This window comes from Azospirillum sp. TSO22-1 (assembly GCF_003116015.1).
Taxonomy (GTDB): Bacteria; Pseudomonadota; Alphaproteobacteria; order Azospirillales; family Azospirillaceae; genus Azospirillum.
Map to the genome: position 1 here is coordinate 1 of NZ_LGQZ01000044.1, position 26,345 is coordinate 26,345.

Below are 26,345 nucleotides of genomic sequence, written 5' to 3' on the forward strand. Positions count from 1 at the left end.
CCGAACCTCGCCAACGTGCAGAACCTCTCCGCCGGCATCGGCAACTTCGCCGGCCAGGGCGCCCTGGTCCGCCAGCGCTGAGCACCGGGTCACGTCTCTCCCTCCCTTGACCTTGGCCCCGACCGGTTCGTCCGGCCGGGGCCTTCCTTCTTTGCGGGAGCCGTCCGTGCCGATGACGAGCATGAGGCCGTTGCCGTCGCTGTATCGTCCCGGCTCCTTGGCGTTCCGCACCTGGGCTGCAGTTAGGCGGACAGCCATCTTTCGTTCTCCGAACGGTCGGATGCAAACCGGTCAACCACTTGCCCGCCGCTTTGCTGTAGACTGTGGGACGCTGACCGGCGCTTCCGTCCCACAGTCTCGCTTTGAGCTGGGGAGGTGAGGTTCGGCGGGTTCCGTCCCACACTTCCTCACGGCTTACGGCGACCGTCGACGAACCGGCATGAACCAGAACGTCAGAATTTCCAATGGTTGCAGAAGGGAGGGGGAGCCGGAGCGAACCGCGGCGAACCGGATTTCGGCAGCCCCCCGCTTCGCCACCTCCTCCAGCCAAGCCGATGTCGTCGGACGTCCTGCCGACGGGCTGGGGAGACCCGCATGACCGACACCTCCAAGATCCTGCTGATCGTCGCCCACGCGCCGTCCGACAACACGCGGCGGCTGCGCGACGCGGTTCTGCGTGGCGCGCAGGCGAATCTCGGCGAGGGGATGGCCGTGCGCGTCCTGGCGCCGCTGGACGCCGGGCCGGCGGACGTGCTCGCCGCACGGGCGGTGATTCTCGGCACGCCGGAGAATCTCGGGTACATGAGCGGGGCGCTGAAGGACTTCTTCGACCGCATCTACTATCCATGCCTGGAGCGCACCCAGGGAATGCCCTACGCTCTGTACGTCCGCGCCGGGCATGACGGCACCGGTACCCGGCGCGCGGTCGAGAGCATCGCCACCGGCCTGCGCTGGCGGGCGGTGCAGGAGCCGCTGATCTGCCGCGGCCCGTTCCAGGATGACTTTACGATTCGCTGCGGGGAGCTGGGCGCGCTGATGGCCGCCGGGCTGGACATGGGGATTTTCTGATGCCCGATTCTCTGTTCGACGGCTCCAACGGCGGGCTGATGATGACCGCGGCCACGGTGATCGCCGTCACCGTCTACATGTGGTGGCGCGGAGCCCTGACCCTGGCGTCCATGCTGGCGACCGTCGCCTTCGCCGCCATGCTGGCCGGCGTCATGGTGACATATCTCTGACAAGAAGGCGCTCCGGCCACGGACGGCCGGAGCGTGAGGTCGGGGAGGACGGAGGGAAAGCGGATCAGCGCTGGCGGACCAGGGCACCCTGGCCGGCGAAGTTGCCGATGCCGGCGGAGAGGTTCGACACGTTGGCGAAGTTCGGGCCGCCGAAGGGCACGCGACCGCCGGAGCGCTGCAGGACGGTGGCGCCCTGCGCGGCGGTGTTGCCGATGCCCGCCGCGGTGTTCGCCACGTTGGCGACATTCGGGCCGGCGAACAGGCCGCCGCCACGCTGCATGGTGGTGACGCTCTGGGTGGCAGTGTTGCCGATGCCGGCGGCGGTGTTCGAGATGTTCGACACGTTCTGCGCCATGGCGGGAGCGGCGAACAGCGCGAGCGAGGCGAAGCCGGCGAGCAGGGAAGTGCGGATCATGGGGTCGTCTCCTTGGGTTGCTGGGGCTCTGTCCGCCCCGGTGTGTCTCGATGACCGGACCCTACCCGCACCTGCCCGGCGCCGGTGTGAGACGCACCACAGAAGCCGTCGTTTCATGACCGCACACACCGGGGTGTGACGGCCGTCACTGCGCCCTACCCCTTTTTCGCCGACAGTGCGTCTGCGAGGCGCAAAACGCGCATCGTATTGGTGTTGACGAGGAGGTCGCCGCTGCCTTCGGGTGGCGGCGGCTTTGTCGCGTTCGCGGCCGCCGTTTGACGGGGTCATTTGACGGAGGTCAAGGGCGCGGCCTCGCCGCCATGGCTGTTGCAAGCGAACGCGCGGACGGCGACCATGGCCGCCGCGCAGCCGCCGCGAGGAGATGCCATGGCTACCGACTGTTCCCGCCCCGCTTCCGGTTCCGGCCCGATGCCGCTCGACGAGGCGTTGGCCCGCGTGGTCCAGGGCTTCGGCCCGGTCACCGGCGTGGAGACGGTGCCGTTGCCCGACTCGCTGGGCCGCATCCTGGCCGAGCCGGTGACCGCCCCGGTCGACGTGCCGCCCGCCGCGGTGTCGGCGATGGACGGCTACGCCTACGCCACCCCCGCCAATCCCGACTCGCCGCTGCGCCTGCCGGTGGTCGGCCGCGTACCGGCCGGCGCACGATTCGAGGGAATGGTGCGGCCGGGCGAGGCGGTGCGCATCTTCACCGGCGCGCCGGTGCCGGCCGGCGTCGACACCGTCGCCATGCAGGAGGACTGCCGGGCCGAGGAGGGCGCGGTCGTCGTGCTCGACCCGCCCGCGCGCGGCGCCAACATCCGCCCGGCCGGTGAGGACATGACAGCCGGATCCGTGGTGCTGGAGGCCGGCCGGCGCCTGCGCGCGCAGGAGGTCGGGCTGGCCGCGGCGGTCGGGCGCAATTCGCTGTCGGTGCGCCGGCGGCTGCGGGTCGTGCTGTTCTCCACCGGCGACGAACTGCGCGAACCGGGCGGCGCCAAGCCGGACCACGCCATCTACGACGCCAACCGCTACACCATCGGCGCGCAGCTGGCGGCGCTGGGGGCGGAGGTGCGCGACCTCGGCATCCTCGCCGACAAGGCGGCGGCGGTGCGCGCCGCGCTGGAGGACGCAGCCGGCACGGCGGACCTGATCGTCACCTCCGGCGGCGTCTCGGTGGGCGAGGAGGACCACGTCAAGGCGGCGGTCAGCGCGCTCGGCTCGGTGGACCTGTGGAAGCTGTCGATCAAGCCGGGCAAGCCGCTGGCGCTGGGGCAGGTGCGCGGCACGGCGTTCCTCGGCCTGCCGGGCAACCCGGTGTCGGCGATGGTGACCTTCATGCTGGTCGGCCGTCCGCTGGTGCTGCGGCTGATGGGCGCGGAATCGGTGCAGGCGCCGCGCTGCCTGGTGGTCGCCGGGTTCGCGTTCGCCAAGAAGCCCGGCCGGCGCGAGTTCCTGCGCGCCCGGCTGGAGATCGGCGCCGACGGCCGTCCGGTGGCGCGGAAGTTTCCGATCGACAGCTCCGGCGTGCTGACGTCGATGGTCGAGGCCGACGGGCTGGTGGACATGCCCGCAGGAGAGACCGCCATCCGCGAGGGCGACATGGTGGCGTTTTTGCCGTTCACCGGGCTGTTCGGGTAGGCATTGTTGCCCTCCCCACGCTCCGCGGGGGGAGGGAGGGGACCCGCGAAGCGGGGAGGGTGGGGGCAGCGGCTTTGCGGGACCAACTTGCCCCCACCCAACCCTCCCCCATCGGAGCTGGGGGCGGAGCTGGGGGAGGGCCTTGAAGACCTACTTCCTGTTATGCCCGCTGATCTCAGCGTGCAGCGGCTTGGTGTCCTCGAAGGTCTGCATCTGCTCGGGCGAGGCTTCCTTCTGGTGCTGCGCCTTCCACTCCTTGAAGGGCATGCCGTAGATCACCTCGCGCGCCTCGTCCTCGCTCATCTCGACGCCGCGTTCGACGGCCGCGGCGCGGTACCATTTGGACAGGCAGTTGCGGCAGAAGCCGGCGAGGTTCATCAGGTCGATGTTCTGCACGTCGGTGCGCTTCCGCAGGTGCGCGACGAGGCCGCGGAAGGCGGCGGCCTCCAGTTCGGTGCGGGTGCGGTCGTCCATCTCTCTCCCTTTCTTGCTTCTATCCGCGGCTCAGCGTCACGAAGCGGCCGTGGCAATGGAACTGCTTGGACGAGGCGCCGCCGAGGATCGCCTCGACCAGGGCTGGCACGTTCTCGGCGACGAAGCCGGACAGCGTCTCGATGCCGTAGTCGAACAGCCGTGGCGTCAGCGGCGTCCCCGGCCCGACCAGCGTCACCCGGGCACCGCGGCTCGCCGACAGCAGGCGCGGCAGCGTCCGGTTGGCCAGCGCCGAGGCGGTGGTCACCACGGCCTCGGCACCGGGCAGCAGCCAGTCGCAGGCCGGTTCCGGGTACTCGCCGGGGCGCGGGTCGATCTCGATGACCTGGGCGCGCGGCAGGCGCTCCCTGATCTGCGGGAAGCCGCCGACCACCACGACGCGGCCCTCGGCCTCGGCGTGCTGGTCCAGGCCGTTGACGGCCGGCCCGGTCTGGCCGACGTGGTTGTAGTGGGCGTTGAGCGCGGCGACGCCGATGGCGATCCCCAGCGCGTCCCAGCCGCGCGCGGCCGGTTCGGCGAGCGCCTTCAGGCTCCACCCGGCCCACGACTCCGGAGCCGGCACCGCAGCGCCGGCGCTGCCCGACGGGCGCGCGGCGAGACCGATGGACCCCGCCGTGGTCTCGACCAGAATCCACTTGGCCCCGATGACGACGCGCCTGACCTCGGCGTCCTCGACGCCCAGCAACAGGTCCTCGTACAGCCGGTGCGGCCCCCACCAGCGCCACAGCGACTCCGCGTCCGGCGTCAGCAGGTCGGCGTAGCCGCCGGCGAAGCTCTGCCACTCGTTGATGTAGCGGCTGCCGACGCTGGTCAGCAGCGGGATGCCCTCGCTGATGGCGCTGAGCATCTCGTCGGACAGCCCCTCGCCATGCGCCTCCAGCCCAGCGAACTTGTTCACCACGATGAGGTCGGCGCGCTCCGCCACGGCGCGGCGCAGCGCCTGGCTGGCCTCGGCGACCCCGCGGGGATCAACGCGGCAGGCCTGCGACTCCCGCCCCAGGTGCTGTGAGATGCCGAAGGCGCGGCCGGTCGCCACGTCCACCAGATCCATCTGATCGGCGCAGTCGTCGCCGCTGCCGTAGTTGCGCTGCACCAGGCCGCCGACGCGGAAGCCGCGCCGCTTCAACTCGGCGGTGAAGCGGTCGAGCAGGGCGTCGATGTGCTCGGATCCGGGACCGTGCACCACGGCGCCGGGGCGCAGCGGCGGCGGGGAAGCGGGGGCGAGTGCAACCATGCTTGAAGCCTTCTCAGAGGTGCCGGCGGATGTGGTAGACGAACACCTCGTCCTCGCGCTGGTCGTACGACAGCAGCTCGTTGGCGGTGATGTTGCAGAAGTGCCGGAAGTCGATCACCGACGCCGGGTCGGTGACGTAGACGAGGACCTCCTCGCCCTCCGCCATGCTGTCGAGGAGCTTGCGAGTCCGCAGGATCGGCAACGGACAGAACAGCCCCCGCACATCCAGTTCCCTAGCCGCCACGCGTCTGCTCCCTGCTCTGCCGTCCGGGGGACTGTAGCGCCTTGGCGCCGCCGTTTCCAAGCCCTGCGCAACCGCCCGGCGCCTGCGGTGTTGTCAGGTTGAGAGGAAACGGCGGAGGCGGGGCGGGCCATGGCGCGCATATCGAACAAGGTGGTGGTGGTGACCGGGGCGTCGAGCGGGATCGGGCGGGCGACGGCGCTGGCCTTCGCGCGCCAGGGCGCCACGGTGGTTCTGGCGGCCCGGCGCGACGCGGCGCTGCACACCGCGGCGGAGGAGTGCCTGGACGTCGGCGGCCGCGCCATGGTGGTGCCCACCGACGTCACCGACCAGGAGCAGGTCAACCACCTCGTCCGCCGCGCCATCGAGGCGTTCGGCGGCATCGACGTGTGGGTCAACAACGCCGGCGTCATCGCCTTCGGCCGCTTCGAGGAGACCCCTGCCGAAATGTTCGAGCAGGTGGTGCGCACCAACCTGATGGGCACGGCGAACGGCTGTCGGGCGGTGTTGCCGCACTTCCTCGACCGGGCGGAGGGGGTGATCGTCAACAACGCCTCGGTGGTCTCCACGGTGGGGCAGCGCTACGCCAGCGCCTACGTGGCCAGCAAGTTCGCGGTGCGCGGCTTCTCCGAAACGCTGCGGCAGGAACTGGTGGAGGAGCCGGGCATCCAGGTCTGCACGGTCATGCCGGGCTCCATCGACACGCCCTTGTGGCAGCACGCCGCCAACTACACGGGGCGCGCCGTGCGCCCGCCGGGGCCGGTGACTCCGCCCGAGGCGGTCGCCGACGCCATCGTGCAACTGGCGGTCAAGCCACAGCGCGAGGTGTTCGTCGGCGGTGCCGGGCGCTTCGCCGAGTTGCAGCACGCCATGGCGCCCGGCATGGCCGAGGCCGCGGCGGCGCGCCTGATCGAGCGGGAGATGTTCGAGAACCGCCCGGCGCCGGAGACCGACGGCGCGCTGCTGCACCCCATCGACGACCGCCACGACGCGAGCGGTGGGTGGATGGAACCGGAGGCGCGGCGGCGCGGCGTGTCGTGGACCAACGTGGCGCTGTTCCTGCTGCCCATCGCGCTGATGAGCCGGCCGTTGCACGGGGTGCGATAACCCTCTCCCGCCCCGGGAGAGGGAGGGGGGCGCGCGGAGCGCGGGAGGGTGAGGGTAAGTTCAAGGATCCTTGTGCAACCCTCACCCGGCCGCTGCGCGGCCACCCTCTCCCGGGGCGGGAGAGGGATGCTTTCATCCCCCGCCGATCCCCTCGATGAACTTCTCCCCTGTCTTCGGGTCGATGTTCTCGCCGGTGCCGGGGGTGCCGGGGCGGGCTTCGTCGCGCTTGCCCATGGCGGGGTCTTCGGGCTTCATGCCCTTCCACTTGTCCTGCGCGTTTTCCGGGGATTTCTTCGTGTCGTCCATGGTCATCCTCTCCGGTTCGGAATCCCTTCTGGCAACAGGCGGCCGTCCCGATCCTCTCGGCCGTCCTTCCCGTGGCTGACCTCGACCCTGCGCTGATCCACGCCCTGGCCGCCGCGCACCCCGAGGTGACCACGGCCGCCGCCGCCGGCTACGCCCGCGTCGAGCAGGCGGAGGCCGCGGGGCTGGTGCCGCTCGGCCTGCCGCTGCCGAAGGGCAGGCGCGACCTGCTGGTGCCGGCCGAGCGGCGCGCGGCGATCCTGCTGGAGATCGAGGGCGCCGCCGACCGCGCCCGGCGCCGCGACGCGCTGCTGGCGCAGGGGCGCCGCGCCTTGGCCGGCGGACGCGCGGCGCTGCACCCGGCCGAGGACCGCACCCGCGTGCGCGCCACCTTGACCGACGAGCTGCGCTGGCCGGAGATGCCCGCCCCCGTGCGCCTCCAGGTGGCGCGGACGCTGGACGCGCTGGAACTCGCCGACCTGACCGACGAGGAACTGGCCGGACGGCTGGAGGGCGACCCGCCGCTGACCGCGGCGTTGGACGACGCGCTGTCGCGCACCGCCGCCCGCCTGCGCGCCTGCGCTGAGGACGCCGGGGAGGCCGCCGACGCCTGGACCTTCGCCGACCTCGCCGACCGGCTGTCGCGGGCCGCCCGCAATCGCGAGGGGGTGGACGAACTGCTGGCCCGCTGGGACCGCGAGTTCGACGCGTGGCGGCGCGAGCGCGCCGAGGCGCGGGGCCGGGCGTACGTCGACCGGCATTTCGACTTCGCCCGCTTCGAGAACCTGTTCCCGGTGGCGCGGGGGATGGGGCGGAGGCTGGTGCTGGTCACCGGCCCGACCAACTCCGGCAAGACGCACCGCGCCATCGCGGCGCTGAAGGACGCCCGCGACGGCGTCTATCTGGCACCGCTGCGGCTGCTGGCGCTGGAGGTGATGGAGCGGCTGAACGCTCTGGGGACGCCCACCGCGCTGCTGACCGGCGAGGAGGAGATGCGCGTGCCGGGCGCCCGCCACACCGCCTCCACCATCGAGATGCTGGACCCCGACCGGCCGGTCGAAGTGGCGGTGATCGACGAGATCCAGATGCTTGCCGATCCCGAGCGCGGCTGGGCCTGGACGGCGGCGCTGATCGGCGCGCCGGCCGACACCGTCTATATCCTCGGCGCGCCCGAGGCGCGTCCGCTGGTCGAGCGCGTCGCCGCGCACCTGGGCGAGCCGTTGGAGGTGGTCGAACTGGAGCGCAAGACGCCTTTGACCCTGCTGGAACGCCGGCTGGAATGGCCGGACGTCGAGCCGGGCGACGCGCTGATCGCCTTCTCCCGCCGCGAGGTGCTGAGCGTGCGCGACACGCTGCTGGCGCGCGGGCTGTCGGTGGCGACGGTCTACGGCGCGCTTGCCCCGGCGGTGCGGCGGCGGGAGGCGGCGCGCTTCGTCTCGGGCGAGGCCGACGTGGTGGTGGCGACCGACGCCATCGGCATGGGGCTCAACCTGCCGTGCCGGCGCGTGCTGTTCACCGCGCTGGAGAAGTTCGACGGCAGCGCCGTGCGCCCGCTCACCTCGACCGAGGTCAAGCAGATCGCCGGCCGTGCCGGCCGTTTCGGCCGGCACGAGGAGGGGGCGTTCGGCGTCGTCGCGCGCGGCACGCCCGGGGCCTTGAAGCGGCTGCTGGAGGCGGCGGACACAAGGCTGCGCCCGGACGCGCCGCTGGCGGTGCGGCCGACGCGCGGCATGCTGCGGCGCCTCGCCGGGTATCTGGGAACCGGGGAAACGGTGCTGCTGGTGGACTGCTTCGCGGCGGCGCGGACGGCGGGGTCGCCCTACCGGGTGGGCGCGCTGGCGGCGGTGCGGCGGGTGGCGGTGCTGCTCGACGCGCGGCGGCTGGATCTTGCGGCGCGGCTCGATCTGCTGCTGGTGCCGGCCGACCTGGACGAGGTGGCGGATGCACGGGTGCTGACGGCGATCCTCGACGCGGTGGAGGCGGGCGAACCGCTGCCGCTCGGCCGCGTGGTGCCGGCGCGGATCGACGGGCTGGACACGGACGCGCTGGAGGGGCTGTCGCGGGCCTGCGACCTGTACCACTGGGCGGCGCGCAAGTTCCCAACGCTGCTGCCCGACCGCGAGCGGGTGCGGGTGATGCGGGACGCGATCGGCAAGCGCCTGTCGGAGATGCTGGCCTCAAAGGCGCGGCGGCGGGAGGCGCCGCCGCCGGCGGGGTTCCGGGGCGCGCCAAGGAAGAGGTTCGGGCCGAGGAGGCGCTGATCTCCCTCCCCCAGCTCCGCTGGGGGAGGGAGGGGGCCCGCGAAGCGGGAAGGGTGGGGACAGCGGCTTCGCAGGGAGGGCGTTGCCCCCACCCAACCCTCCCCCAGCGGGGCTGGGGGGGCTCCGGAAAGCTACGCCCCTACCAGCCCCCGATGCTTCAGCAGCGGTTCGATCCGCGGCTGGCTGCCGCGGAACGCCGTGTACAGCTCCATCGGGTCGCGGGTGTCGCCGGCCGAATAGATCGCCTTGAGGCCCGCGGCGAGAGTCGGGTCGAACAGGTCGCCGGCCTCCTGGAACGCCTCGAAGCCGTCGGCGTCCAGCACCTCGGCCCACAGGTAGGCGTAATAGCCGGCGGCGTAGCCGCCCCCGGCGAACAGGTGCTGGAAGTGCGGCGGGCGGTGGCGCACCGCGATCTCGGCGGGCAGGCCGATGCGCTCCGTCACTTCGCGCTCGAAGGCCGGCACGTCGAGGCCGGTCGGGTCGGGCAGGGTGTGGAACGCCATGTCGAGCAGCGCCGCCGCGGTGTACTCCACCGTGGCGAAGCCCTGGTTGAAGGTGCGCGCGGCCAGCAGGCGGTTCAGCAGCGATTCCGGGATCGGCTCGCCGGTCTGGTGATGGAGCGCGTACGTCCGCAGCGTCTCCGGCGCCGACATCCAGTGCTCGTAGACCTGCGAGGGGAACTCGACGAAGTCGCGCCGCACCGAGGTGCCGGACTGCGACGGGTAGCGCACCTTGCTCAACAGACCGTGCAGGCCGTGGCCGAACTCGTGAAACAGCGTCTCCGCCTCGTCGAAGCTCAGCAGCGTCGGCTCGCCGCGGGCGAAGTTGTTGTTGTTGAGGATGATCGGCGACACCGTGCCGTCGAAGCTCTCCTGGTCGCGGAAGCTGCTCATCCAGGCGCCGGAGCGCTTGTCGGCGCGGGCGAAGTTGTCGTGCAGGAAGACGCCGACGTGCGCGCCGGCCGAATCCAGCACCTCGTAGACGCGGACGTCCGGGTGGTAGACCGGGGAGCCGGGGCGTTCCTCGAAGCGCAGGCCGAACAGCCGGCCGGCGGTGTCGAAGGCGGCGCGCACCATGTTGTCGAGCACGAAGTACGGCTTCACCTCCGCCTCGTCGAGGTCGTACTTGGCCTGCCGCACCTTCTCCGCGTAGTAGCGCCAGTCCCACGGCGCGATGGAGTCGTTCAGCCCCTCGGCGCGGGCCTGCGCCTGCAGTTCCTGGCACTCCTCCGCCGCCTTGCGCTTGGCCGGCTCCCAGACCTGCAGCAGCAGGCGCTCCACCGCCGGCGTGTCCTTGGCCATGGTGTCGTCGAGGCGGTAGTCGGCGTAAGTGGCGTAGCCGAGCAGCTTCGCCTGCTCGGCGCGCAGGGCCAGGATCTCGCCGATCAGCGGGGTGTTGTCGTGCTCGCCGGGCTGGCCGCCGCGCTCCGTCCAGGCGGTGTAGAGCCGCTGGCGCAGGTCGCGGCGGGTGGAGAAGGTGAGGAACGGCTCGACCGAGGAGCGGGCGAGGGTGACGACGTACTGGCCCTCCAGCCCGCGCTCCTTCGCCGCCTGCGCGGCGGCGGCGCGGGCGAAGGCGGGCAGGCCGGCGAGGTCGCCCTCCTCCAGCACCAGCTGCCAGTCCTTCTCGGCGTGCAGGACGTTCTGGTTGAACAGCGTGTGCAGGGTGGCCAGCCGCTCCGACAGCGCGGTCATGCGGGCCTTGGCTTCCGCGCCCAGCGCGGCGCCGCTGCGGATGAAGCCGAGGTGCAGCCGCTCCAGCAGCCGCAGCTGGTCGGTGGCGAGGCCCAGCGTGTCGCGCTTGCCGTACAGGTCCTCGACGCGGGCGAACAGCGTGGGGTCCAGCCAGACGCGCATGTGGTGCTGCGCCAGCTTCGGCGCCACGTCGCGGGCGATGGCCTCCAGCGCGTCGGAGGTGTTGCTGGAGGTCAGGTTGTAGAACACCGAGCTGACGCGGTTCAGCAGGCGGCTGGAGCGCTCCAGCGCCTCCACGGTGTTGGCGAAGGTCGCCGGTTCGGTCTGGCCGGCGATGGCCTCGATCTCCGCGACGTTCTCGGCCATGGCGCGCTCGAAGGCGGGCGGGAAATGCTCGGGCCGGATGCGGTCGAAGGGCGGCAGGCCGAACGGAGTCGTCCAGGCCTCGAAAAAGGGATTGTCGGTCATGCGGCCTCCAGTGGCGTCGCCCATGGATCTAGGCGGGCCATGGTGCGCTGCCAACCGGAATCACGGGCGCTGGGGCTTCGTGTTGTCCGTGCAGGTGTCGGCGTGGCGGCACCAGCCCTGGAAAACGCCGGCGACCTGGGCCGAACTGCAGGCGGAGAGCACCAGCAACGCGGCGAGAAGTGCGAATCGGAACGTCGTCATGGCAACCCCGCGTAGCAGTCGTGAGCAGGTCACCCCTCGTCGGTCACCAGGGGATCCGGGCCGTCCATGCCGTCGGGGTCTTCCTCCGCGTTGGCAAGGTAGGAGATCGGCGGCTGCTCGCGCTCGTACTCGCTTTTGCGCAGGGCCTCGGCGTGCGCCGTGATGGTCTCGACGATGATGTCGCGCATGGCCTGGGCGGCCTGCCGCGGCGTCATCTCCTCGACGAAGGCGACGGAGCAGACCGAGGCGATGGCCGCCGCGCGCCGCATCCCGCTGATTTCCTCGTTGCCCATCACCGCTCCCTTTCTGCTTCGGCCGGCCGGATCCGTGATAGCGGTGTGGGCGCCGGGGGGCAAGATGCGGCGCCCGGCGCGCGGCGCCTATTTTTGTGGAACCCCCGCCGGGACGCGCCTATACGAAGCCGGTGATCCCATCCCTCCGGACGACGCCCGCCGCCGCCATGTCATCCGTAGCCCAAGCCATCCTGCTGGCCCTCGGCCATCACCGCGCCGGACGATTCGACGACGCGCGCCGCGTGTGCCGTGTGTGCCTCGCCTTCGATCCGGCCAACCCCGACGCGCTTCAGGTCCTCGCCCTCACCGCCGGGGGCCTCGGCCGGTGGGAGGAGGCGGGCGCGATGCTGCGGCGGGCCATCGCCGTCAACGGCGCGCTGGCGCCGCTCCACAACTCGCTGGGCAACGCGTTGCAACGGCTTCGCCGCTTCCCCGACGCCGAGGCCTGCTACCGCCGCGCCGTCGCCCTGGACCCGGGCTTTGCCGAAGCGCTCTACAACCGCGGCATCACGCTGTGGGAGCAGGGGCGGCTCGCCGCGGCGGTGCGCGACTACCGCCGCGCCCTGACCGCCCGGCCGGACTACACGAAGGCGTACAACAACCTCGGCAACGCGCTCTCCAACCTGGAGCGGGGCGCGGAGGCACAGACCGCCTACCGGGCGGCGTTGGCGCTGGTGCCGGGGTCGGAGGAGGTCCTACTCAACCTCGGCGCGCTCGCGGCGCGTGGCGGGCGCGACGACGAGGCGGAAGCGCTCTTCCGCCGGGCCCTGGCCGCCAACCCGGGATTCGCGGAGGCGCACACCGAACTCGGCATGCTTCGCCTTGCCAAGGGGAGCTTCCGCGACGGCTTCGCGGAATTCGAGTGGCGCCGCCGCGAGGCGGTGTGGCGCAGCCAAGCGCCGCAATTGCCCGGCAAGCCGTGGGCCGGGGAGCCGCTGGACGGCCGCACCATCCTGCTCCACGCCGAGCAGGGCTTCGGCGACACCATCCAGTTCTGCCGCTTCGCCCCGCGGCTGCGGCAGCTTGGCGCGCGGGTGCTGCTGCTGTGCCCGAAGCCGTTGCGGCGCCTGCTCGACTCCCTGCCCGGCATCGACGGCGTGGTCGCGGCCGGGGAGCCGCTGCCGGCGTTCGACGTCCATCTGCCGCTGCTCAGTCTGCCGGCGGCGCTCGGCACGACGCTGGAGACGATCCCGGCGGGCATCCCGTACCTCCAGCCCGATCCCGCGGCGGCGGCGGCATGGCGGCAGCGTCTGGGCGCCCACGAGGGGCTCAAGGTCGGGCTGGTCTGGGCCGGCGCGGCGCGGCGGCACGACATCGCCGCCAGCCTCGTGGACCGCCGGCGCAGCCTGGACCTTGCGCAACTGCGCCCGCTGGCCGGCGTCAAGGGCGTCCGCTTCGTCAGCCTGCAGGTGGGCGAGGCGGCGGCCCAGGCCGGCGGGTGGCCGGCGGACTCGGCGCTGATCGATCCGACGGCGGGGGTCGGCGATTTCGCCGACACTGCGGCGGTCGTCGCCAACCTCGACCTGGTCATCAGCGTGGACACGGCGGTCGCGCATCTGGCGGGCGCGCTGGGCCGGCCGGTGTGGCTGCTGTCGCGCTTCGACGGCTGCTGGCGATGGCTGCGCGGCCGCGCCGACAGCCCGTGGTACCCGACGCTGCGCGTCTTCCGCCAGCCGAGCCCCGGCGACTGGCCGGCAGTCGTCCGGCGGGTCGCGGCCGAGTTGGAAAGCCGCACGGCGGGCGGAATCCGGCCATAGGGAAGGGGCACGCGTCCGCGGCTTGCTTTCAATTTGAGATGCATTGAGGCACACTTCCTCGCGTACGCCCACGCTGGAGGATTTACCGAAATGCGTGCCCTGACGATCGCCCTGGCCACGGCCGCCGCCGTCTCGCTCTCGACCGCCGCCTTCGCCGATGAATTTCTGGCGCTGTGCGACGCCGCCCAGAACCCGCAGAATGCCAAGGTGTGCAAGTGCGCGGCGGGCAAGCTCGCCGGCGCTGATCGCGCCGCCGCGTTCGAGGCGGCCAAGGCCATGAAGGCCGCCATGGCCAGCGGCAAGCCCGAGGACGCCAACGCCGTCACCACCAAGCACGCCAAGGGCCTGGAGATCCTGCGGACGGCGCAGGCCACCTGCCTGTGATCCGTCACAGATCCAGGCGCTGTTCCACAGCGTAGCGGATCAGTTCGCGGGTGTTGTTGAGGGCGAGCTTTTCCTTCATCTGCGTGCAGGTGTTCGCTACCGTCTTGTAGCTGATGCCGAGCTGGTCGGCGATGTCGCCCAGCGCCAGCCCCTGGCCGAGCCGGCGCAGCACCTCGCGCTCGCGCGGCGTCAGGTCCTGGCGCAGCCGCTTGCCCGGCGCGTGGTTCAGCACCGCCAGCTCGCGCGCCATGGCGTGGCTGAGATAGATCCGGCCGTCCAGCACCGCATCCACCGCGACGATCAGCTCCTCCGGCGCGTCGTTCTTGGTCAGGTAACCCTTGGCGCCGGCCTGGAGCGCGCGCGCCACGAAGATCGGGTCGTCATACATGCTGAAGACCAGCGCCCGGCACCCGGGATCCATGTCGATGAGCCGGCGCAGCACCTCCAGCCCGCCGGTGCCCGGCAGCCCGAGGTCGAGGACGACCATATCCGGCCGCCGCGCGGCGTAGGCGGCCAGCGCCTCCTCGGCGTTGGTCGCATCGCTCACCGCGTAGCCGGCACCGCTTTCCGTCAGCAGGCGCCGGCAACCGGCGATGACGATGCGGTGGTCGTCGACGATCAGAACGGACGCCATGCGCTCACGCCTCCACCCGCGCCGACACTGGAGCGCCGGCAGGGATGACCGCGTGCACCAGCGTGCCGCCGTCCGGCGACGGCCGGACCGTCAGCGTCCCGGCCAGCGCGTGCACCCGCTCGCTCATGCCCGAAATGCCGAATCCGCCGTTGGCCGGGGCGGCAGGTGCGCCGAGGCCGTCGTCGCGCACCGACACCACGACGTGGTCGCCGCCGTTTCCGGCACGCCGTTCCACGGAGACGGCCACCTCCGTCGCCCCGGCGTGGCGGGCGGCGTTCATCACCGACTCCTGGACGACGCGGTAGACCGTCAGGCGGATCGGGTCGCTGAGGTCGTCCAGCGACCCGTCGAGATCCAGGTGCCAGCGCGTGCCCGACGCCTGCCGGCGCCAGCGCGCGATCTCGTCGTGCAGCACCTCGCTCAGGGGCAGGTGGTCCAGCACCGCCGGGCGCAGGCGGCCGAGCACGCGCCGGCTCAGCTGGTGGATGGCTTCGATGGCGGTCATCGCCGCCTCGGCGCGCGCGTCGATCTGGCCGGGCTTCGCCACCGCCGGGTCGTGCGCCAGCCGGTGCAGCTCGCGCACGTCGATCTTCAGCGAGAACAGCGAGGGGCCGAGCTCGTCGTGGATGTCGCGCGCCAGCTCCCGCCGCTCGCGGTCCTCGACCTCGACCAACTGGGCCGCAAGGCGGCGGTTCTCCGACTGGGTGCGTGCCAGACTGTCGCCCAACGCCTGGATGCCCGCGGCGATCGGCACCAGCTCGGGCACGCCGGGGCGGTCGAGGCGGACGCCGAAGTCGCCGCGCTCCATCCGCGCCAGCTCGCGCTCGAACAGGCGCAGCGGCCGCAGCGCGCGGTCGGCCGCCAGCGCCAGCATCAGCAGCATGCCGGCCGACAGCGCGGCCATGCAGGCGGCCAACGCCTTCACCGTCTCCCACACCTCGGCCACCTCGTCCCACGGTTCGGCCATGATGGCGTAGGCCGCCGCGGCGCCGCCGGCCGCCGGCAGGATCTCGACCCGGCGGACGACCGGTTGCACGCCGACCAGCGCGGTGAACCAGCCCGGCACCTCGTCGCTGGCGCCGGAGGTCCGCGTCTCGCTGATCGCCAGGCCGTTGCGGTCGAGCAGGCGGATCTGCACGTGGCGCAGCTTGCGCGCCGCGACCAGCGGCTGGAGCGCCGCCACGTGCTCGGCCGGCGCGCGGGCGCGGGTGTCGACGGCGAGCGACTTCTCGATCAGCAGGCTGGCGAGTTCGAGGACCGAATCCATCTCGGCCCGCACGCTCTGCCGCGCGTCGATGATGATCACACCGCCGCCCGCCGCCGTGAACAGCAGCAGGAACAGCGCGAACAAGGCGATCAGCCGCCGCTTCAGAGACATGGTTCCAGCCATTCGCACACGCATTCCCCGGATAGTAGAGGGAAGATCAGGGGCGCGCCATTGGCGGAAGGACTGATGACTCCTTGCCGAATTTTCCCGGTTCAGGGCCGGGAATGTTTCCCGTTGCGGCCGGAAATGCTTCTTGCGTCCATGGTCGAATTGCCTGATTCGCCGGCTTCTTGATCAAATCACCGCATCTTTTGACGATTGGGTGAAGCCATGCGACGCAGCGTCCTGGGAGCGTGCGTGATCGGGTCGGGCACGGTTGGAATGGCGCTGGCGGCGGATCCGGCGCCGGTCACGCTGGCGCCGGTGGAGGTGACGGCGACCACGCCGTTGGCCGGGGCGGGCATCGAGGCCGACAAGGTGCCGGTCAACGTCCGCCGGCTGACCGAGACCGACCTGTCGGAGCGTGGCGCGCCTGACCTGCTGGGCACGCTGGAGACGCGGCTGCCCAGCGTCAACGCCAACGCGGCGCAGAACAACCCCTTCCAGCCCGACCTGCAGTTCCGCGGCTTCACCGCCTCGCCGCTGATCGGCAACGCGCAGGGGCTGGCGGTCTACCAGAACGGCGTGCGCGTCAACGAGGTGTTCGGCGACACCGTCAACTTCGACCTGATCCCGGACATCGCCATCCAGGACATGGACGTGGTGCCTGCCACGCCGGCCTTCGGCCTGAACGCGCTGGGGGGTGCGCTCAACATCCGCATGAAGGACGGCTTCACCAGCCCGGGCGGCCAGCTGATCCTGCAGGGGGGCTCCTTCGGGCGGGTGCAGGGCGCCCTGGAGTACGGCATGCAGGCCGGCGACTACGCCGGTTACATCGCCGGGCAGGCGCTGCATGAGCGCGGCTGGCGCGAGCACTCGCCCTCCACGCTGCGGCAGATGTACGGCGACGTCGGCGTGCGCGGCGCGCACGGGCAGGTCAACCTCTCCCTGACCGCCGCCAACAACAGCCTGACCGGCAACGGCCCGGCCCCGGTCGAGCTGGTCTCGGCCGCGCGCTCGCACGTCTTCACCTATCCGGACCGCACCGAGAACAAGCTGGTCATGCCGGCGGTCCGCGCCGACCTCAAGGCGTCGGACACGCTGTCGTTCCAGGCCACCGGTTATGTCCGGCACTACGAGCGGCAAACGGTGAACGGCGACACGGTGGACGCGGAGGCCTGCGAATCCACCGACCGCAACCGCGATGGCCGCGACGACCGGACGGGCCAGCTGGTGTCGCTGCGCGACGACCGGCTGTGCCTGAACGACAGCGGCCCCGTGCTGGTCGACAGCCAGGGCCGGCCGATCGACGATTTCCTGAACGGCACGCGCGGCGGCGTGCTGAACCGCACCAGCACCACCTCCACCTCGGTCGGCGGCACGCTGCAGGCGACCAGCCAGGCGCCGATGTTCGGCCAGCCCAACACGCTGGTCGGCGGCGTCAGCCTGGACCATGGCGTAACGCGCTTCTCGGCGAGTTCGGAGATCGGCACGCTGACCGCCGATCGCACGGTGGCCCCCGTCGGCCTGATCATCCAGCAGCCGGACGGCGAGATCGCGCCGGTCTCGGTCCGCTCCACCACCACCTACGCCGGCGTTTATCTGTCGGACACGCTGGACGTCACCGACGCGCTGGCGCTGACCGCCGGCGGGCGGCTCAACGTCGCGCGGATCATCCTTGACGACCGGCTGGGGACCGCGCTGAACGGCAGCCACCGCTTCACCCGCTTCAATCCCGCGGCCGGCGCCACCTACAAGGTCACGCCGGGATTGACCGCGTACGCCGGCTACGCGGAGAGCAACCGGGTGCCGACGGCGGCGGAGCTGTCCTGCGCCGATCCGGCGCGGCCCTGCACGCTGACCAACTTCTTCCTGTCCGACCCGCCGCTCAAGCAGGTGGTCGGCCGCACCTGGGAGGGGGGCTTGCGCGGATCCAACGTCCGGCCGTTCGAGGGCGCGCGCCTGGACTGGAGCCTCGGGCTGTTCCGCAGCGGCCTCCAGGACGACATCCTGAACGTCGCCTCGGGCGTGCGCGGGCGCGGCTACTTCATCAACGCCGGGCGGACCCGCCGTCAGGGCGTCGAGACGGGCGTGCGTCTGTCTGGCGCAGGGTGGAGCGTCCACGCCGACTACGCCTACGTCGAGGGGACGTACGAGAGCACGCTGGTGCTCAACAGCCCGGACAATCCGAACCGCGACCGCACCACGGGCACGGTGGTGGCCCGCCCCGGCGACCGGCTGCCGGGCATCCCCGCCCATCGCATCAAGCTGGGCGGCTCGCTGAAGGTGACGGACGCCTGGACCGTCGGCGGCACGCTGAACGCCTTCTCCGGCCAGACCTACGTGGGCGATCCCTCCGGGTCGGTCGGCAAGGTCAAGGGCTACGTCACGCTCGATGCGACGACGAGCTACCAGATCACCGAGATGGTGCAGGTCTTCGGGCTGGTGAAGAACGTCACCAACGCGCACTACTCCACCTTCGGGACCTTTGGCGGCGTGCGCGAGGTCCCCCTCGCCGAGGCGCCCGGCGCGCGGGATCCGCGCTTCGTCAGCCCGGCGCCGCCGCGGGCGTTCTACGGCGGCGTGCGCGTCGTCTTCTGAACGGGGAGGGCGCGGCGGTGGCCTTCGCGCACGACGGCTCCACTGGCAGTCCTCTCGGTGGCCTGGAGCGGGCCGTCCCGTTCCGGGCCGACGGGCGGCAGGGCCGGTGCGACGCGATCGCCGGGATGCTGTCGGCCCTTCTGCACGTCGCCGTCGTGACCGGCGTGCTCCTGGTCCCTCCCGGTGAAAGGGGCCTACCGGAGGTGCCGTCCGCTGTGGCCGTCGATCTCATTCTGGAGCTGGCCGCACCCGAAGAGGCGCCGGCGTCCGAGGAGCCCCCGGTTTCGGCGGATCCGCCGGCGCCGGCCCCGGCCGAGGCCACCCCAGCCCCGCTTGCCGAGTCCGCCGCAGAGCCAGCATCGGCCGTCGAACAGCCATCCGCCGCGTCAGCGGAAGTTCCGATGGAGCCTGTCTCGGTCGAGGCGATCGTGTCGCCATCGGATGCAGCCCCACCTCCAGCAGTGCTGCCTGCCGAGGCCTTGCCGGCCGCCGCCCTTCTTCGTCCGCCGCGAAAGCCGCGGGTGGCGCCGCCGACGGCACCGCAGGCGAGCCCACGTCCGTCTCCGACGGTGTCGGCCATGCCCGCGGAGCCGTCCCGTCCCTCGCCGGAGCACCCCGCCGCTTCCGTGATCGTTTCCGTCGATTACGCGGCATCCGTCAGCAGCCGCCTGGAACGGCTCAAGACCTATCCGCGGCAGGCGCGCCTGCAACGTCAGGAGGGAACCGTCCTGGTCCGCTTCAGAGTGGACGCCGAGGGCCAAGTCGTGTCGTGCGCGATTGCCGGCGGTTCCGGCTATGCCCTGCTGGACGAAGAGGCGTGCGCCCTGGTCCGCCGCGCGTCGCCGCTGCCTTCGCCGCCCGGCACGAGTGGGCAAGGCTCGCTGGAACTGACCGTTCCGGTGCGCTTCTTCCTGAACTAGGGCGGTTCGGGATTCGCAAATGGCGGATGGGGTGGGATTCGAACCCACGGTGGAGTTACCCCCACGCCAGTTTTCAAGACTGGAGCCTTAAACCGCTCGGCCACCCATCCACGGCGCCCAGATGGGATATGGGAAGGCGGCGCGCGGGTCAACCCCCAGGTGCTGGCTCCGGTGCGTGGGTATCAGGTGCGGATGGGCCGGCCCAGCGTGCGCAGGCGCCGCACCGGCTTCGGCGCCGCGGGCGCGTCGGAGAAGTCGGGCAGGCTGGGCGCGCGGGCGATGATCTTGCCGATCATTCCCACCGTCTCCTCCAGTTCGGCCAGGACCGTGTCCGGCACCTGGCCCTGGAAGCGCGGCTGCGCCAGCTTGGCGCGGGTCTCCTCAAGGTTGCGCAGTTCGGGCTCGAACAGCTCGCGCGCGCCGATCGGCAGCACCTGGTCGTCCTTCATGGTGGCGAAGTAGTTGCGCGTCGCCTTCACCAGCATGACGGTCAGCAGCAGATCCATCCGCTCGAACTCGGTGCGCAGGTCGTCCAGCTTCTCGCCGACGTAAGCGCGCAGCCGGTCTTCGGTCAGGGCCACCAACGCCCGGACCTCCTCCACCTTGCGGCGGAAGTCGCCGTAGGAGGCGAAGCGGTCGTCGTCCATGTCGCGTTGGGCACGCTCGGCCAGCCCCACCGCCTCGCGCGCCTGCCGTTCGAGCGCGAGCAGCAGGCCCTCGACCTCCTGACGGACGTTCTTGGCGCGCCACACCATTCCACGATCCCCAACACCCGGCGGCCCGGATGAGCGCCGTACACCCTCCCTTGTAGGGTGTCGCGATTAACAAAGCTTTATTTAAATTGCGTCGAAATCCCGCAATTCGAGGACGACCGGCGTGTGGTCGGAGGCCTTCTCGGCGCCGCGCGGGCGGCGGTCGATGGCGCAGCCGACCAGCCGGTCGGCCGCCTGCGGCGACAGCAGGAAATGATCGATGCGCAGGCCCAGGTCGCGCGGCCACGCACCCGCCTGATAGTCCCAGAAGGTGTAGGCCTTGGCGTCGTCGTGCAGCGCCCGGTAGGCGTCGGTGAGGCCGAGGTTCAGCAACTCGCGGAACTTCTGCCGCGACTCCAGGCGGAACAGCGCGTCCTCCTGCCAGCCGACGGGGTCGTAGACGTCGCGCGGCTCGGGGATGATGTTGTAGTCACCGCCCAGCACGAACGGCAGCTCGGAATCCAGCAGTGTCCGCGCGTGCGCGATCAGCCGGTCCATCCAGCGCAGCTTGTAGGGGTACTTCTCGGTGCCGACCGGGTTGCCGTTGGGCAGGTAGAGCGAGGCGACGCGGTAGCCGCCGACGGTGGCCTCGACGTAGCGGGCCTGCTCGTCCTCCGGTTCGCCGGGCAGGCGGGTCAGCGTCACCTCGGCGGGCTGCCTGGAGAGCAGGGCGACGCCGTTGTAGGCCTTCTGCCCGACGGCGGTCACGTGGTAGCCGAGATCCTCGAACACGGCGCGCGGGAAGGCGTCCGTCTCGCACTTGATCTCTTGGAAGAGGGCGACGTCCGGCGAGACGGCGCGCAGCCAGTCGGTGACGACGGGCAGGCGCGCCTTCGCCGAATTGACGTTCCAGGTGGCGATCTTCACGGGCTTGCTCAGACCGCGAAGGACGAGCCGCAGCCGCAGGACGACTTGGCGTTCGGGTTCTTGATCTGGAAGGCGGCGCCCATCAGGTCCTCGACGTAGTCCAACACCGCGCCGTCCAAAAGGTCGAGCGAGCAGTCGTCGGTGACCACCTTGGTGCCGTTGTGCTCGAACAGGTGGTCGTCGGCGTTCACCGCGTCGTCGAAGTTGAAGCCGTACTGGAAGCCGGAGCAGCCGCCGCCGGAGACGGTCAGGCGCAGCATCATGCCCGGCTTGCCTTCCATCTGCACCAGGGTGGCGATGCGCTCGGCCGCGCTGTCGGAGATGCGGAGCATGCGCTCGGTCGTCACGTCGGACATGGGATACCCTATTGGAAGCGGATGGCCGGAACCCTACGCCGAAATGTAGGGGGAGCGGGGCCGTTCGTCAAAGGTGCCCCTTTCGGAGGGCGGGGTTTTAGACCGCCTTCCCGGTTGCACCCCAACCCGCCCAGGGCTAGTGTCCGCGCCATGACGGCGGACATGTACCAGGCACAGCTCGCCCCCTACGCCTGCCACCCGGCGCACAGCCGCGGGCGGCTGGTGCGGGAGGACGAGAGCCCGACGCGCTCGTGCTTCCAGCGCGACCGCGACCGCATCGTGCATTCCGGCGCCTTCCGCAAGCTGAAATACAAGACCCAGGTCTTCATCTACCACGAGGGCGACTATTACCGCACCCGGCTGACCCACAGCCTGGAGGTGGCGCAGATCGCCCGCTCGATCAGCCGCACGCTCGGCCTCAACGAGGATCTGGCGGAGGCGGTGGCGCTCGCCCATGACCTCGGCCACACGCCGTTCGGGCACGCCGGCGAGATCGCGCTGAACGCCTGCATGGAGCCCTACGGCGGCTTCAGCCACAACGACCAGGCGCTGCGCATCCTGACCCGGCTGGAGCACCGCTACGCCGGCTTCGACGGGCTGAACCTGACGTGGGAGGCGCTGGAGGGCGTGGTCAAGCACAACGGCCCGCTGCTGCCGCTGCCGGACGGGCAGGGGCTGCCGACCACCATCCGCGCCTTCCAGGACGCCTGGGACCTGGAACTGCACACCAACCCCGGCGCCGAGGCGCAGGTGGCGGCGCTGGCCGACGACATCGCCTACAACAACCACGACATCGACGACGGCCTGCGCGCCGGCCTGTTCGACATGGACGAGGTGGCGGAACTGCCGCTGTTCGGCCCCATCGTCCGCGAGGTCTGCGACCGCTACCCGGGCCTGGAGCGCGGCCGGCTGATCCACGAGACGGTGCGCCGGCTGATCGACCGCATGGCCACCGACCTGCTGACCGAGACGCGGGCCCGGCTGGCCGGGATGAAGCCCGGCTCCGCCGCCGAGGTGCGCGCCGCCGGCCGGCCGGTGGTCGCCTTCTCCGACCGGATGCTGGAGGAGCAGCGGCCGCTGCGCGCCTTCCTGCGGCAGCGGATGTACCGCCACTACCGGGTCAACCGGGAGATGAGCAAGTGCAAGCGCGTGGTCCGCGCGCTGTTCCAGCTGTTCATGGACGAACCGAACTGCCTGCCCACCCAGTGGCAGGCCGACCTCGCGGCCACCGGCGGCGAGACGGACCTGACCGTCCGCGCCCGTCTGGTGGCCGACTACATCGCGGGCATGACCGACCGCTTCGCGCTGGCCGAGTACAGCCGCCTCTTCGACATGGATGCGAAGACCTAAGAGATGAATATTTTCAAGGCGTTCGAGAACGATATTCGCAAGATCCTGGAGGAACTGGCGGCGGAAGGCGCCCTTCCGGCCGGGCTGGACACCTCCCGCGTGACCGTGGAGCCGCCGCGCGAGGCGGCGCACGGTGACCTGTCCACCAACGCCGCCATGGTGCTGGCCAAGCCGGCCGGGCAGCCGCCGCGCAAGCTGGCCGAAGCGCTGGCCGCCAAGCTGAAGGCGCGCGCCGACGTCACCAGCGTCGAGATCGCCGGCCCGGGCTTCGTGAACCTGCGCCTGTCGCCCGCCGTCTGGCGCGACCGCCTGAAGGACATCCTGGCCGCCGGCACCGCCTACGGCCAGAGCGACATCGGCAAGGACGCGCCGGTGAACGTCGAGTACGTCTCGGCCAACCCGACCGGCCCGCTGCACGCGGCGCACGGCCGCGGCGCGGTGTTCGGTGACGCGCTGGCGGCGCTGCTGGAGAAGGCCGGCCATAAGGTCACGCGCGAGTACTACATCAACGACGCCGGCGCCCAGGTCGAGGTGCTGGCGCGCTCCACGTATCTCCGCTACCGCGAGGCGCTGGGCGAGGACATCGGCGAGATCCCGGCCGGCCTCTATCCCGGCGAGTACCTCAAGGACGTCGGCCAGGAGCTGGCGCAGCGCGATGGCAATAAGTGGCTGCAAGCGCCTGAAAACGAATGGCTTCCGGCCTGCCGCGACTTCGCCATCGCGCGCATCATGGAGTGGATCAGGGACGACCTCGGCGCCCTGAACATCCGCATGGACGCGTACACGTCGGAGCGTGCGCTGGTGCAGTCCGGCGCCGTGGACACGGCGCTGAAGGCGCTGGAGGACCGCGGGCTGATCTACGTCGGCGTGCTGGAACCGCCCAAGGGCAAGAAGCCCGACGACTGGGAGCCGCGCCCGCAAACCCTGTTCAAATCCACGGACTTCGGCGACGACGTTGACCGTCCGCTGAAGAAGTCGGACGGCTCGTTTACCTACTTCTCGAACGACATCGCCTACCACCACGACAAGTACGTGCGCGGCTTCGCCAACCTGATCGACGTCTGGGGCGCCGACCATGGCGGCTACGTCAAGCGCATGCAGGCGGCGACCTCGGCCATCACCGGCGGCGAGGCGGCGCTGGACGTGAAGCTGTGCCAGCTCGTCCACCTCATGCAGAACGGCCAGCCGGTCAAGATGTCGAAACGCGCCGGCACCTTCGTGACGCTGCGCGACGTGATCGAGACGGTGGGCAGGGACGTCGTCCGCTTCATCATGCTGACCCGGCGCAACGACCAGACGCTGGAGTTCGACTACGCCAAGGTGACCGAGCAGTCGAAGGACAACCCGGTCTTCTACGTGCAGTACGCGCACGCCCGCTGCCGCTCGGTGCTGCGCCACGCCGCAGAGGCCTTGCCCGGCAAGGACCTGACGGCGGACGGCCTCACCGCCGCCAACCTCTCCCGCCTCGACGATGAGGCGGAACTGGCGCTGGTCAAGCGCATGGCGACCTGGCCGCGCCTGGTCGAATCCGCCGCCGAGGCGCACGAGCCGCACCGCGTCGCCTTCTACCTGTACGACCTCGCGTCCGACTTCCACGCGCTGTGGAACAAGGGCCGCGATGACGCCAGCCTGCGCTTCCTCATCGAGGGTGACGAGGAACTGACGCTGGCCCGCCTCGCCATGGTGCAGGCGACGGCGACGGTGATCGCCTCCGGCCTGCAGGTCATGGGGGTGGAGCCGGTCGAGGAGATGCGCTGATGAAGTACGAGGGCGACGTCAACTACGCGTCCAACCCCTACGGCTACCCGCCCGCGGAACCGCGCCGGCGGCGCGGCCTGCTGGGGCTGGGCGCCTCGGTGGTCGGTATCGCGGCGTTTGCGGGCGTCGTCCTCTACGCCTACAAGGGGCATGACCGGACCGGACCGGACGGCGGCCCGCCGCTGCTGGAGGCCGACGCCACGCCGACCAAGCTGCGCCCCGAGCAGCCCGGCGGCATGGAGGTGCCGCACCAGGACAAGCTGGTCTTCGACCGCCTGAACCATGGCGCCAAGGACGGCAAGCCGCCGGTCGAGCACCTGCTGCCGGCGCCCGAGGCGCCGCTGCCGCGCCCGGTGGTGACGCCGCAGGTGCCGGACCTGCCGGCCACCCTGCCGCCGCCCGCCGTGGCGTCGCCGCCGCCGCCGGCCACCACGACCGTTCCGAAGGCGCCCGCCGACGTGCTGCCGCCGGTGGTGCCGCCGCCGCCGGTGCAGGTGCAGGCCGCGCTGCCGCCGCCACTGCCGGCCGGCGGCCAGTCGAGCCAGGTCGCCGCGTTGCCGATCGCCCCTCCCAGGGCGACGCCACCGGCCGCCAAGACTCCCGCTCCCGCGCCGCAGCCGGCCGTTGCCGCGCCGTCGAAGCCGGCGCCCGCCCCGGCGCCGCAGGCCGTTCCGCAGTCGCCGCAGCCGGCGGCCGCGCCCAAGGCACCACCCGCGCCCGCACCATCGGCCGGGGGCAGCGGCTACCGCGTCCAGCTCGCCTCGGTGCGCAGCGAGGCCGAGGCGGCGGCGGAGTGGAAGCGGCTGTCCGGCAGGCATTCCGAACTGGGCGGCCTGAGCATGCAGGTCGCCAAGGCCGACCTGGGCGAGAAGGGCGTCTACTACCGCGTGCAGGGCGGCAGCGTCGACGAGGCGCGGGCCAAGTCCATCTGCGAGAAGCTGAAGGCACAGAACGTGGGGTGCGTGGTTGTCCGTCCCTAAGCCGCCGCGCCCCCGCGCCATCGTCCTCGGCTGCGCCGGGGCCGTGCTGAGCGCCGAGGAGAGCGACCTCTACCGCCGCGCCGACCCGTTCGGCTTCATCCTGTTCCGCCGCAACTGCGAGACGCCGCAGCAGGTGCGCGACCTCGTCGCGGCCATGCGGGAGTCCGTCGGGCGGCCGGACGCGCCGGTGCTGATCGACCAGGAGGGCGGCCGCGTTGCCCGCCTGCGCCCGCCGCACTGGCCGAAGCACCCGCCGGCCCGCACCTTCGGCGAACTGGCCGAGCGCGACCGCGCCGTCGGGCGCGAGGCGGCGTGGCTGAACGGCCGGTTGCTGGCGCACATGCTGGCCGACGTCGGCATCACCGTGGATTGCGCGCCGGTCTGCGACGTTCCCATCGAGGGCGCGCACGACGTGATCGGCGACCGCGCCTTCTCCCGCGATCCGGCCCTGGTGGCGGAGCTGGCGCGGGCGACCTGCGAGGGGCTGGTCGCCGGCGGTGTGCTGCCGGTGGTCAAGCACCTGCCCGGCCACGGCCGCGCCTTCGCCGACAGCCACGCCGAGCTGCCGGTGGTCGACGCCGCGCGCACCGATCTTGAGGCGACCGATTTCGCCCCCTTCCGCGACCTCGCCGACATGCCGCTCGGCATGGTGGCGCACGTGGTGCTGAAGACGGTGGACCCGTTCCGCCCGGCCAGCACCTCGCCGGCCGTCATCGCCGACGTCATCCGCGGGCCGTCCATCGGTTTCGACGGGCTGCTGTTCAGCGACGACCTGTCGATGGGCGCCCTGTCCGGCGACGCCGGGGAGCGCACGCACGCGGTGCTGGCCGCCGGCTGCGACGTGGCGCTGCACTGCAACGGCGTCCTGGCGGAGATGGTGCAGGTCGCCGAGGCCGCCCCCATATTGAGCTATGCCGCCGCCCAGCGCTGGGCGCGCGCGCAGGCCATGCGCGGGGTGCCGGAAGCGGTGGACGCGGAGGCGCTGCGCGCCCGCCTCGACGCGCTGCTGACTCCGGCGGCCTGACGGGAGGTAGC

The 26,345-nt window shown here is 71.6% G+C and carries 27 protein-coding genes and 1 tRNA gene; 13 read left to right on the forward strand and 15 right to left on the reverse strand.

Features of this window, described 5'->3' with window-relative positions:
- The coding region (locus TSO221_RS36210; protein WP_211099127.1) for a DUF4102 domain-containing protein at positions 1–258 on the reverse strand (258 nt) is incomplete at its 3' end.
- Positions 259–594: 336 nt separating this feature from the next.
- On the opposite strand from TSO221_RS36210, the gene TSO221_RS12895 reads away from it, so the two are divergent.
- Both TSO221_RS12895 and TSO221_RS35380 read left to right on the forward strand, forming a co-directional pair.
- Complete coding sequence (locus TSO221_RS12895) at positions 595–1,068, forward strand: NAD(P)H-dependent oxidoreductase (RefSeq protein ID WP_109118906.1); 474 nt, start codon at positions 595–597, stop codon at positions 1,066–1,068.
- The gene (locus TSO221_RS35380; RefSeq protein ID WP_158284074.1) at positions 1,068–1,238 is read left to right on the forward strand and encodes a hypothetical protein; all 171 of its coding nucleotides are present in this window, start codon (positions 1,068–1,070) and stop codon (positions 1,236–1,238) included. Before TSO221_RS12895 ends, TSO221_RS35380 begins: the two co-directional genes overlap by 1 nt.
- A 64-nt stretch (positions 1,239–1,302) precedes the next feature.
- Here the strand turns inward: TSO221_RS35380 and TSO221_RS12900 are convergent, their stop codons facing one another.
- Positions 1,303–1,653, reverse strand: coding sequence for a hypothetical protein (locus TSO221_RS12900; RefSeq protein ID WP_109118907.1), 351 nt, complete (start codon positions 1,651–1,653; stop codon positions 1,303–1,305).
- Positions 1,654–2,040: 387 nt separating this feature from the next.
- Between TSO221_RS12900 and glp the strand changes: the two genes are divergently transcribed.
- Positions 2,041–3,291: a gephyrin-like molybdotransferase Glp gene (glp, locus tag TSO221_RS12905; protein WP_109118908.1), complete on the forward strand. Its 1,251-nt coding sequence runs from the start codon at positions 2,041–2,043 to the stop codon at positions 3,289–3,291.
- A 150-nt stretch (positions 3,292–3,441) separates the two neighbouring features.
- Here glp and TSO221_RS12910 read toward each other — a convergent pair whose 3' ends face one another.
- Genes TSO221_RS12910 through TSO221_RS12920 form a run of 3 tightly spaced genes read right to left on the reverse strand, consistent with a single transcriptional unit; the run spans position 3,442 to position 5,261 of the window.
- Positions 3,442–3,765 (reverse strand): DUF1244 domain-containing protein, encoded by a 324-nt coding sequence (locus tag TSO221_RS12910; RefSeq protein ID WP_109118909.1) that lies wholly within the window; start codon positions 3,763–3,765, stop codon positions 3,442–3,444.
- 19 nt (positions 3,766–3,784) lie between these two features.
- Entirely contained in the window at positions 3,785–5,017 is a 1,233-nt protein-coding gene (locus TSO221_RS12915) for a DUF2478 domain-containing protein (protein WP_109118910.1), read from the reverse strand.
- A gap of 13 nt (positions 5,018–5,030) precedes the next feature.
- Entirely contained in the window at positions 5,031–5,261 is a 231-nt protein-coding gene (locus TSO221_RS12920; RefSeq protein WP_109118911.1) for a sulfurtransferase TusA family protein, read from the reverse strand.
- Positions 5,262–5,390: 129 nt separating this feature from the next.
- Between TSO221_RS12920 and TSO221_RS12925 the strand changes: the two genes are divergently transcribed.
- Positions 5,391–6,365 (forward strand): SDR family oxidoreductase, encoded by a 975-nt coding sequence (locus TSO221_RS12925; RefSeq protein ID WP_109118912.1) that lies wholly within the window; start codon positions 5,391–5,393, stop codon positions 6,363–6,365.
- Positions 6,366–6,497: 132 nt separating this feature from the next.
- On the opposite strand, the gene TSO221_RS35385 is transcribed toward TSO221_RS12925, so the two are convergent.
- Positions 6,498–6,671, reverse strand: coding sequence for a hypothetical protein (locus TSO221_RS35385; protein ID WP_158284075.1), 174 nt, complete (start codon positions 6,669–6,671; stop codon positions 6,498–6,500).
- 71 nt (positions 6,672–6,742) lie between these two features.
- Between TSO221_RS35385 and TSO221_RS12935 the strand changes: the two genes are divergently transcribed.
- A complete protein-coding gene (locus TSO221_RS12935; protein ID WP_109118914.1) occupies positions 6,743–8,929 on the forward strand; it encodes a helicase-related protein in 2,187 nt (728 codons plus the stop codon).
- Positions 8,930–9,060: 131 nt separating this feature from the next.
- Here the strand turns inward: TSO221_RS12935 and TSO221_RS12940 are convergent, their stop codons facing one another.
- Genes TSO221_RS12940 through TSO221_RS12945 form a run of 3 tightly spaced genes read right to left on the reverse strand, consistent with a single transcriptional unit; the run spans position 9,061 to position 11,585 of the window.
- Complete coding sequence (locus tag TSO221_RS12940) at positions 9,061–11,091, reverse strand: M3 family metallopeptidase (protein WP_109118915.1); 2,031 nt, start codon at positions 11,089–11,091, stop codon at positions 9,061–9,063.
- Between the two features lie 60 nt (positions 11,092–11,151).
- Complete coding sequence (locus TSO221_RS35390) at positions 11,152–11,292, reverse strand: hypothetical protein (RefSeq protein WP_158284076.1); 141 nt, start codon at positions 11,290–11,292, stop codon at positions 11,152–11,154.
- A gap of 29 nt (positions 11,293–11,321) precedes the next feature.
- Positions 11,322–11,585, reverse strand: coding sequence for a hypothetical protein (locus TSO221_RS12945; RefSeq protein ID WP_109118916.1), 264 nt, complete (start codon positions 11,583–11,585; stop codon positions 11,322–11,324).
- 167 nt (positions 11,586–11,752) lie between these two features.
- Here TSO221_RS12945 and TSO221_RS12950 point away from each other — a divergent pair, with 167 nt between their 5' ends.
- Together TSO221_RS12950 and TSO221_RS12955 are read left to right on the forward strand one after the other, a co-directional pair.
- Positions 11,753–13,342, forward strand: coding sequence for a tetratricopeptide repeat-containing glycosyltransferase family protein (locus TSO221_RS12950; protein WP_109118917.1), 1,590 nt, complete (start codon positions 11,753–11,755; stop codon positions 13,340–13,342).
- 90 nt (positions 13,343–13,432) lie between these two features.
- The gene (locus tag TSO221_RS12955) at positions 13,433–13,726 is read left to right on the forward strand and encodes a hypothetical protein (RefSeq protein ID WP_109118918.1); all 294 of its coding nucleotides are present in this window, start codon (positions 13,433–13,435) and stop codon (positions 13,724–13,726) included.
- Positions 13,727–13,730: 4 nt separating this feature from the next.
- On the opposite strand, the gene TSO221_RS12960 is transcribed toward TSO221_RS12955, so the two are convergent.
- Positions 13,731–14,360 carry a response regulator transcription factor gene (locus tag TSO221_RS12960; RefSeq protein WP_109118919.1) on the reverse strand — a complete coding sequence of 210 codons (630 nt, stop codon included), beginning with the start codon at positions 14,358–14,360 and terminating at the stop codon, positions 13,731–13,733.
- 4 nt (positions 14,361–14,364) lie between these two features.
- On the reverse strand, positions 14,365–15,738 hold the full coding sequence (locus TSO221_RS12965) for an ATP-binding protein (protein WP_158284077.1): 1,374 nt from the start codon (positions 15,736–15,738) through the stop codon (positions 14,365–14,367).
- A gap of 219 nt (positions 15,739–15,957) precedes the next feature.
- Between TSO221_RS12965 and TSO221_RS12970 the strand changes: the two genes are divergently transcribed.
- Together TSO221_RS12970 and TSO221_RS12975 are read left to right on the forward strand one after the other, a co-directional pair.
- A complete protein-coding gene (locus TSO221_RS12970) occupies positions 15,958–18,327 on the forward strand; it encodes a TonB-dependent receptor (RefSeq protein WP_109118921.1) in 2,370 nt (789 codons plus the stop codon).
- 17 nt (positions 18,328–18,344) lie between these two features.
- Positions 18,345–19,247 carry an energy transducer TonB gene (locus TSO221_RS12975; RefSeq protein ID WP_109118922.1) on the forward strand — a complete coding sequence of 301 codons (903 nt, stop codon included), beginning with the start codon at positions 18,345–18,347 and terminating at the stop codon, positions 19,245–19,247.
- A gap of 20 nt (positions 19,248–19,267) precedes the next feature.
- Here TSO221_RS12975 and TSO221_RS12980 read toward each other — a convergent pair.
- From TSO221_RS12980 to erpA, 4 genes are all read right to left on the reverse strand, one after another.
- Positions 19,268–19,357, reverse strand: a tRNA-Ser gene (locus TSO221_RS12980).
- Positions 19,358–19,429: 72 nt separating this feature from the next.
- A complete protein-coding gene (locus TSO221_RS12985) occupies positions 19,430–20,002 on the reverse strand; it encodes a hypothetical protein (protein WP_109118923.1) in 573 nt (190 codons plus the stop codon).
- 81 nt (positions 20,003–20,083) lie between these two features.
- The gene (gene xth / locus TSO221_RS12990; protein WP_109118924.1) at positions 20,084–20,866 is read right to left on the reverse strand and encodes an exodeoxyribonuclease III; all 783 of its coding nucleotides are present in this window, start codon (positions 20,864–20,866) and stop codon (positions 20,084–20,086) included.
- A gap of 8 nt (positions 20,867–20,874) precedes the next feature.
- The gene (gene erpA, locus TSO221_RS12995; protein ID WP_109118925.1) at positions 20,875–21,222 is read right to left on the reverse strand and encodes an iron-sulfur cluster insertion protein ErpA; all 348 of its coding nucleotides are present in this window, start codon (positions 21,220–21,222) and stop codon (positions 20,875–20,877) included.
- A 150-nt stretch (positions 21,223–21,372) separates the two neighbouring features.
- Here erpA and TSO221_RS13000 point away from each other — a divergent pair, with 150 nt between their 5' ends.
- Genes TSO221_RS13000 through nagZ form a run of 4 tightly spaced genes read left to right on the forward strand, consistent with a single transcriptional unit; the run spans position 21,373 to position 26,334 of the window.
- Entirely contained in the window at positions 21,373–22,572 is a 1,200-nt protein-coding gene (locus TSO221_RS13000) for a deoxyguanosinetriphosphate triphosphohydrolase (RefSeq protein WP_109118926.1), read from the forward strand.
- 3 nt (positions 22,573–22,575) lie between these two features.
- Positions 22,576–24,330 carry an arginine--tRNA ligase gene (argS, locus tag TSO221_RS13005; protein ID WP_109118927.1) on the forward strand — a complete coding sequence of 585 codons (1,755 nt, stop codon included), beginning with the start codon at positions 22,576–22,578 and terminating at the stop codon, positions 24,328–24,330.
- Positions 24,330–25,310: an SPOR domain-containing protein gene (locus TSO221_RS13010; RefSeq protein WP_109118928.1), complete on the forward strand. Its 981-nt coding sequence runs from the start codon at positions 24,330–24,332 to the stop codon at positions 25,308–25,310. Before argS ends, TSO221_RS13010 begins: the two co-directional genes overlap by 1 nt.
- The gene (nagZ, locus tag TSO221_RS13015; RefSeq protein ID WP_109118929.1) at positions 25,297–26,334 is read left to right on the forward strand and encodes a beta-N-acetylhexosaminidase; all 1,038 of its coding nucleotides are present in this window, start codon (positions 25,297–25,299) and stop codon (positions 26,332–26,334) included. Before TSO221_RS13010 ends, nagZ begins: the two co-directional genes overlap by 14 nt.
- The last annotated feature ends 11 nt before the right edge of the window (positions 26,335–26,345 follow it).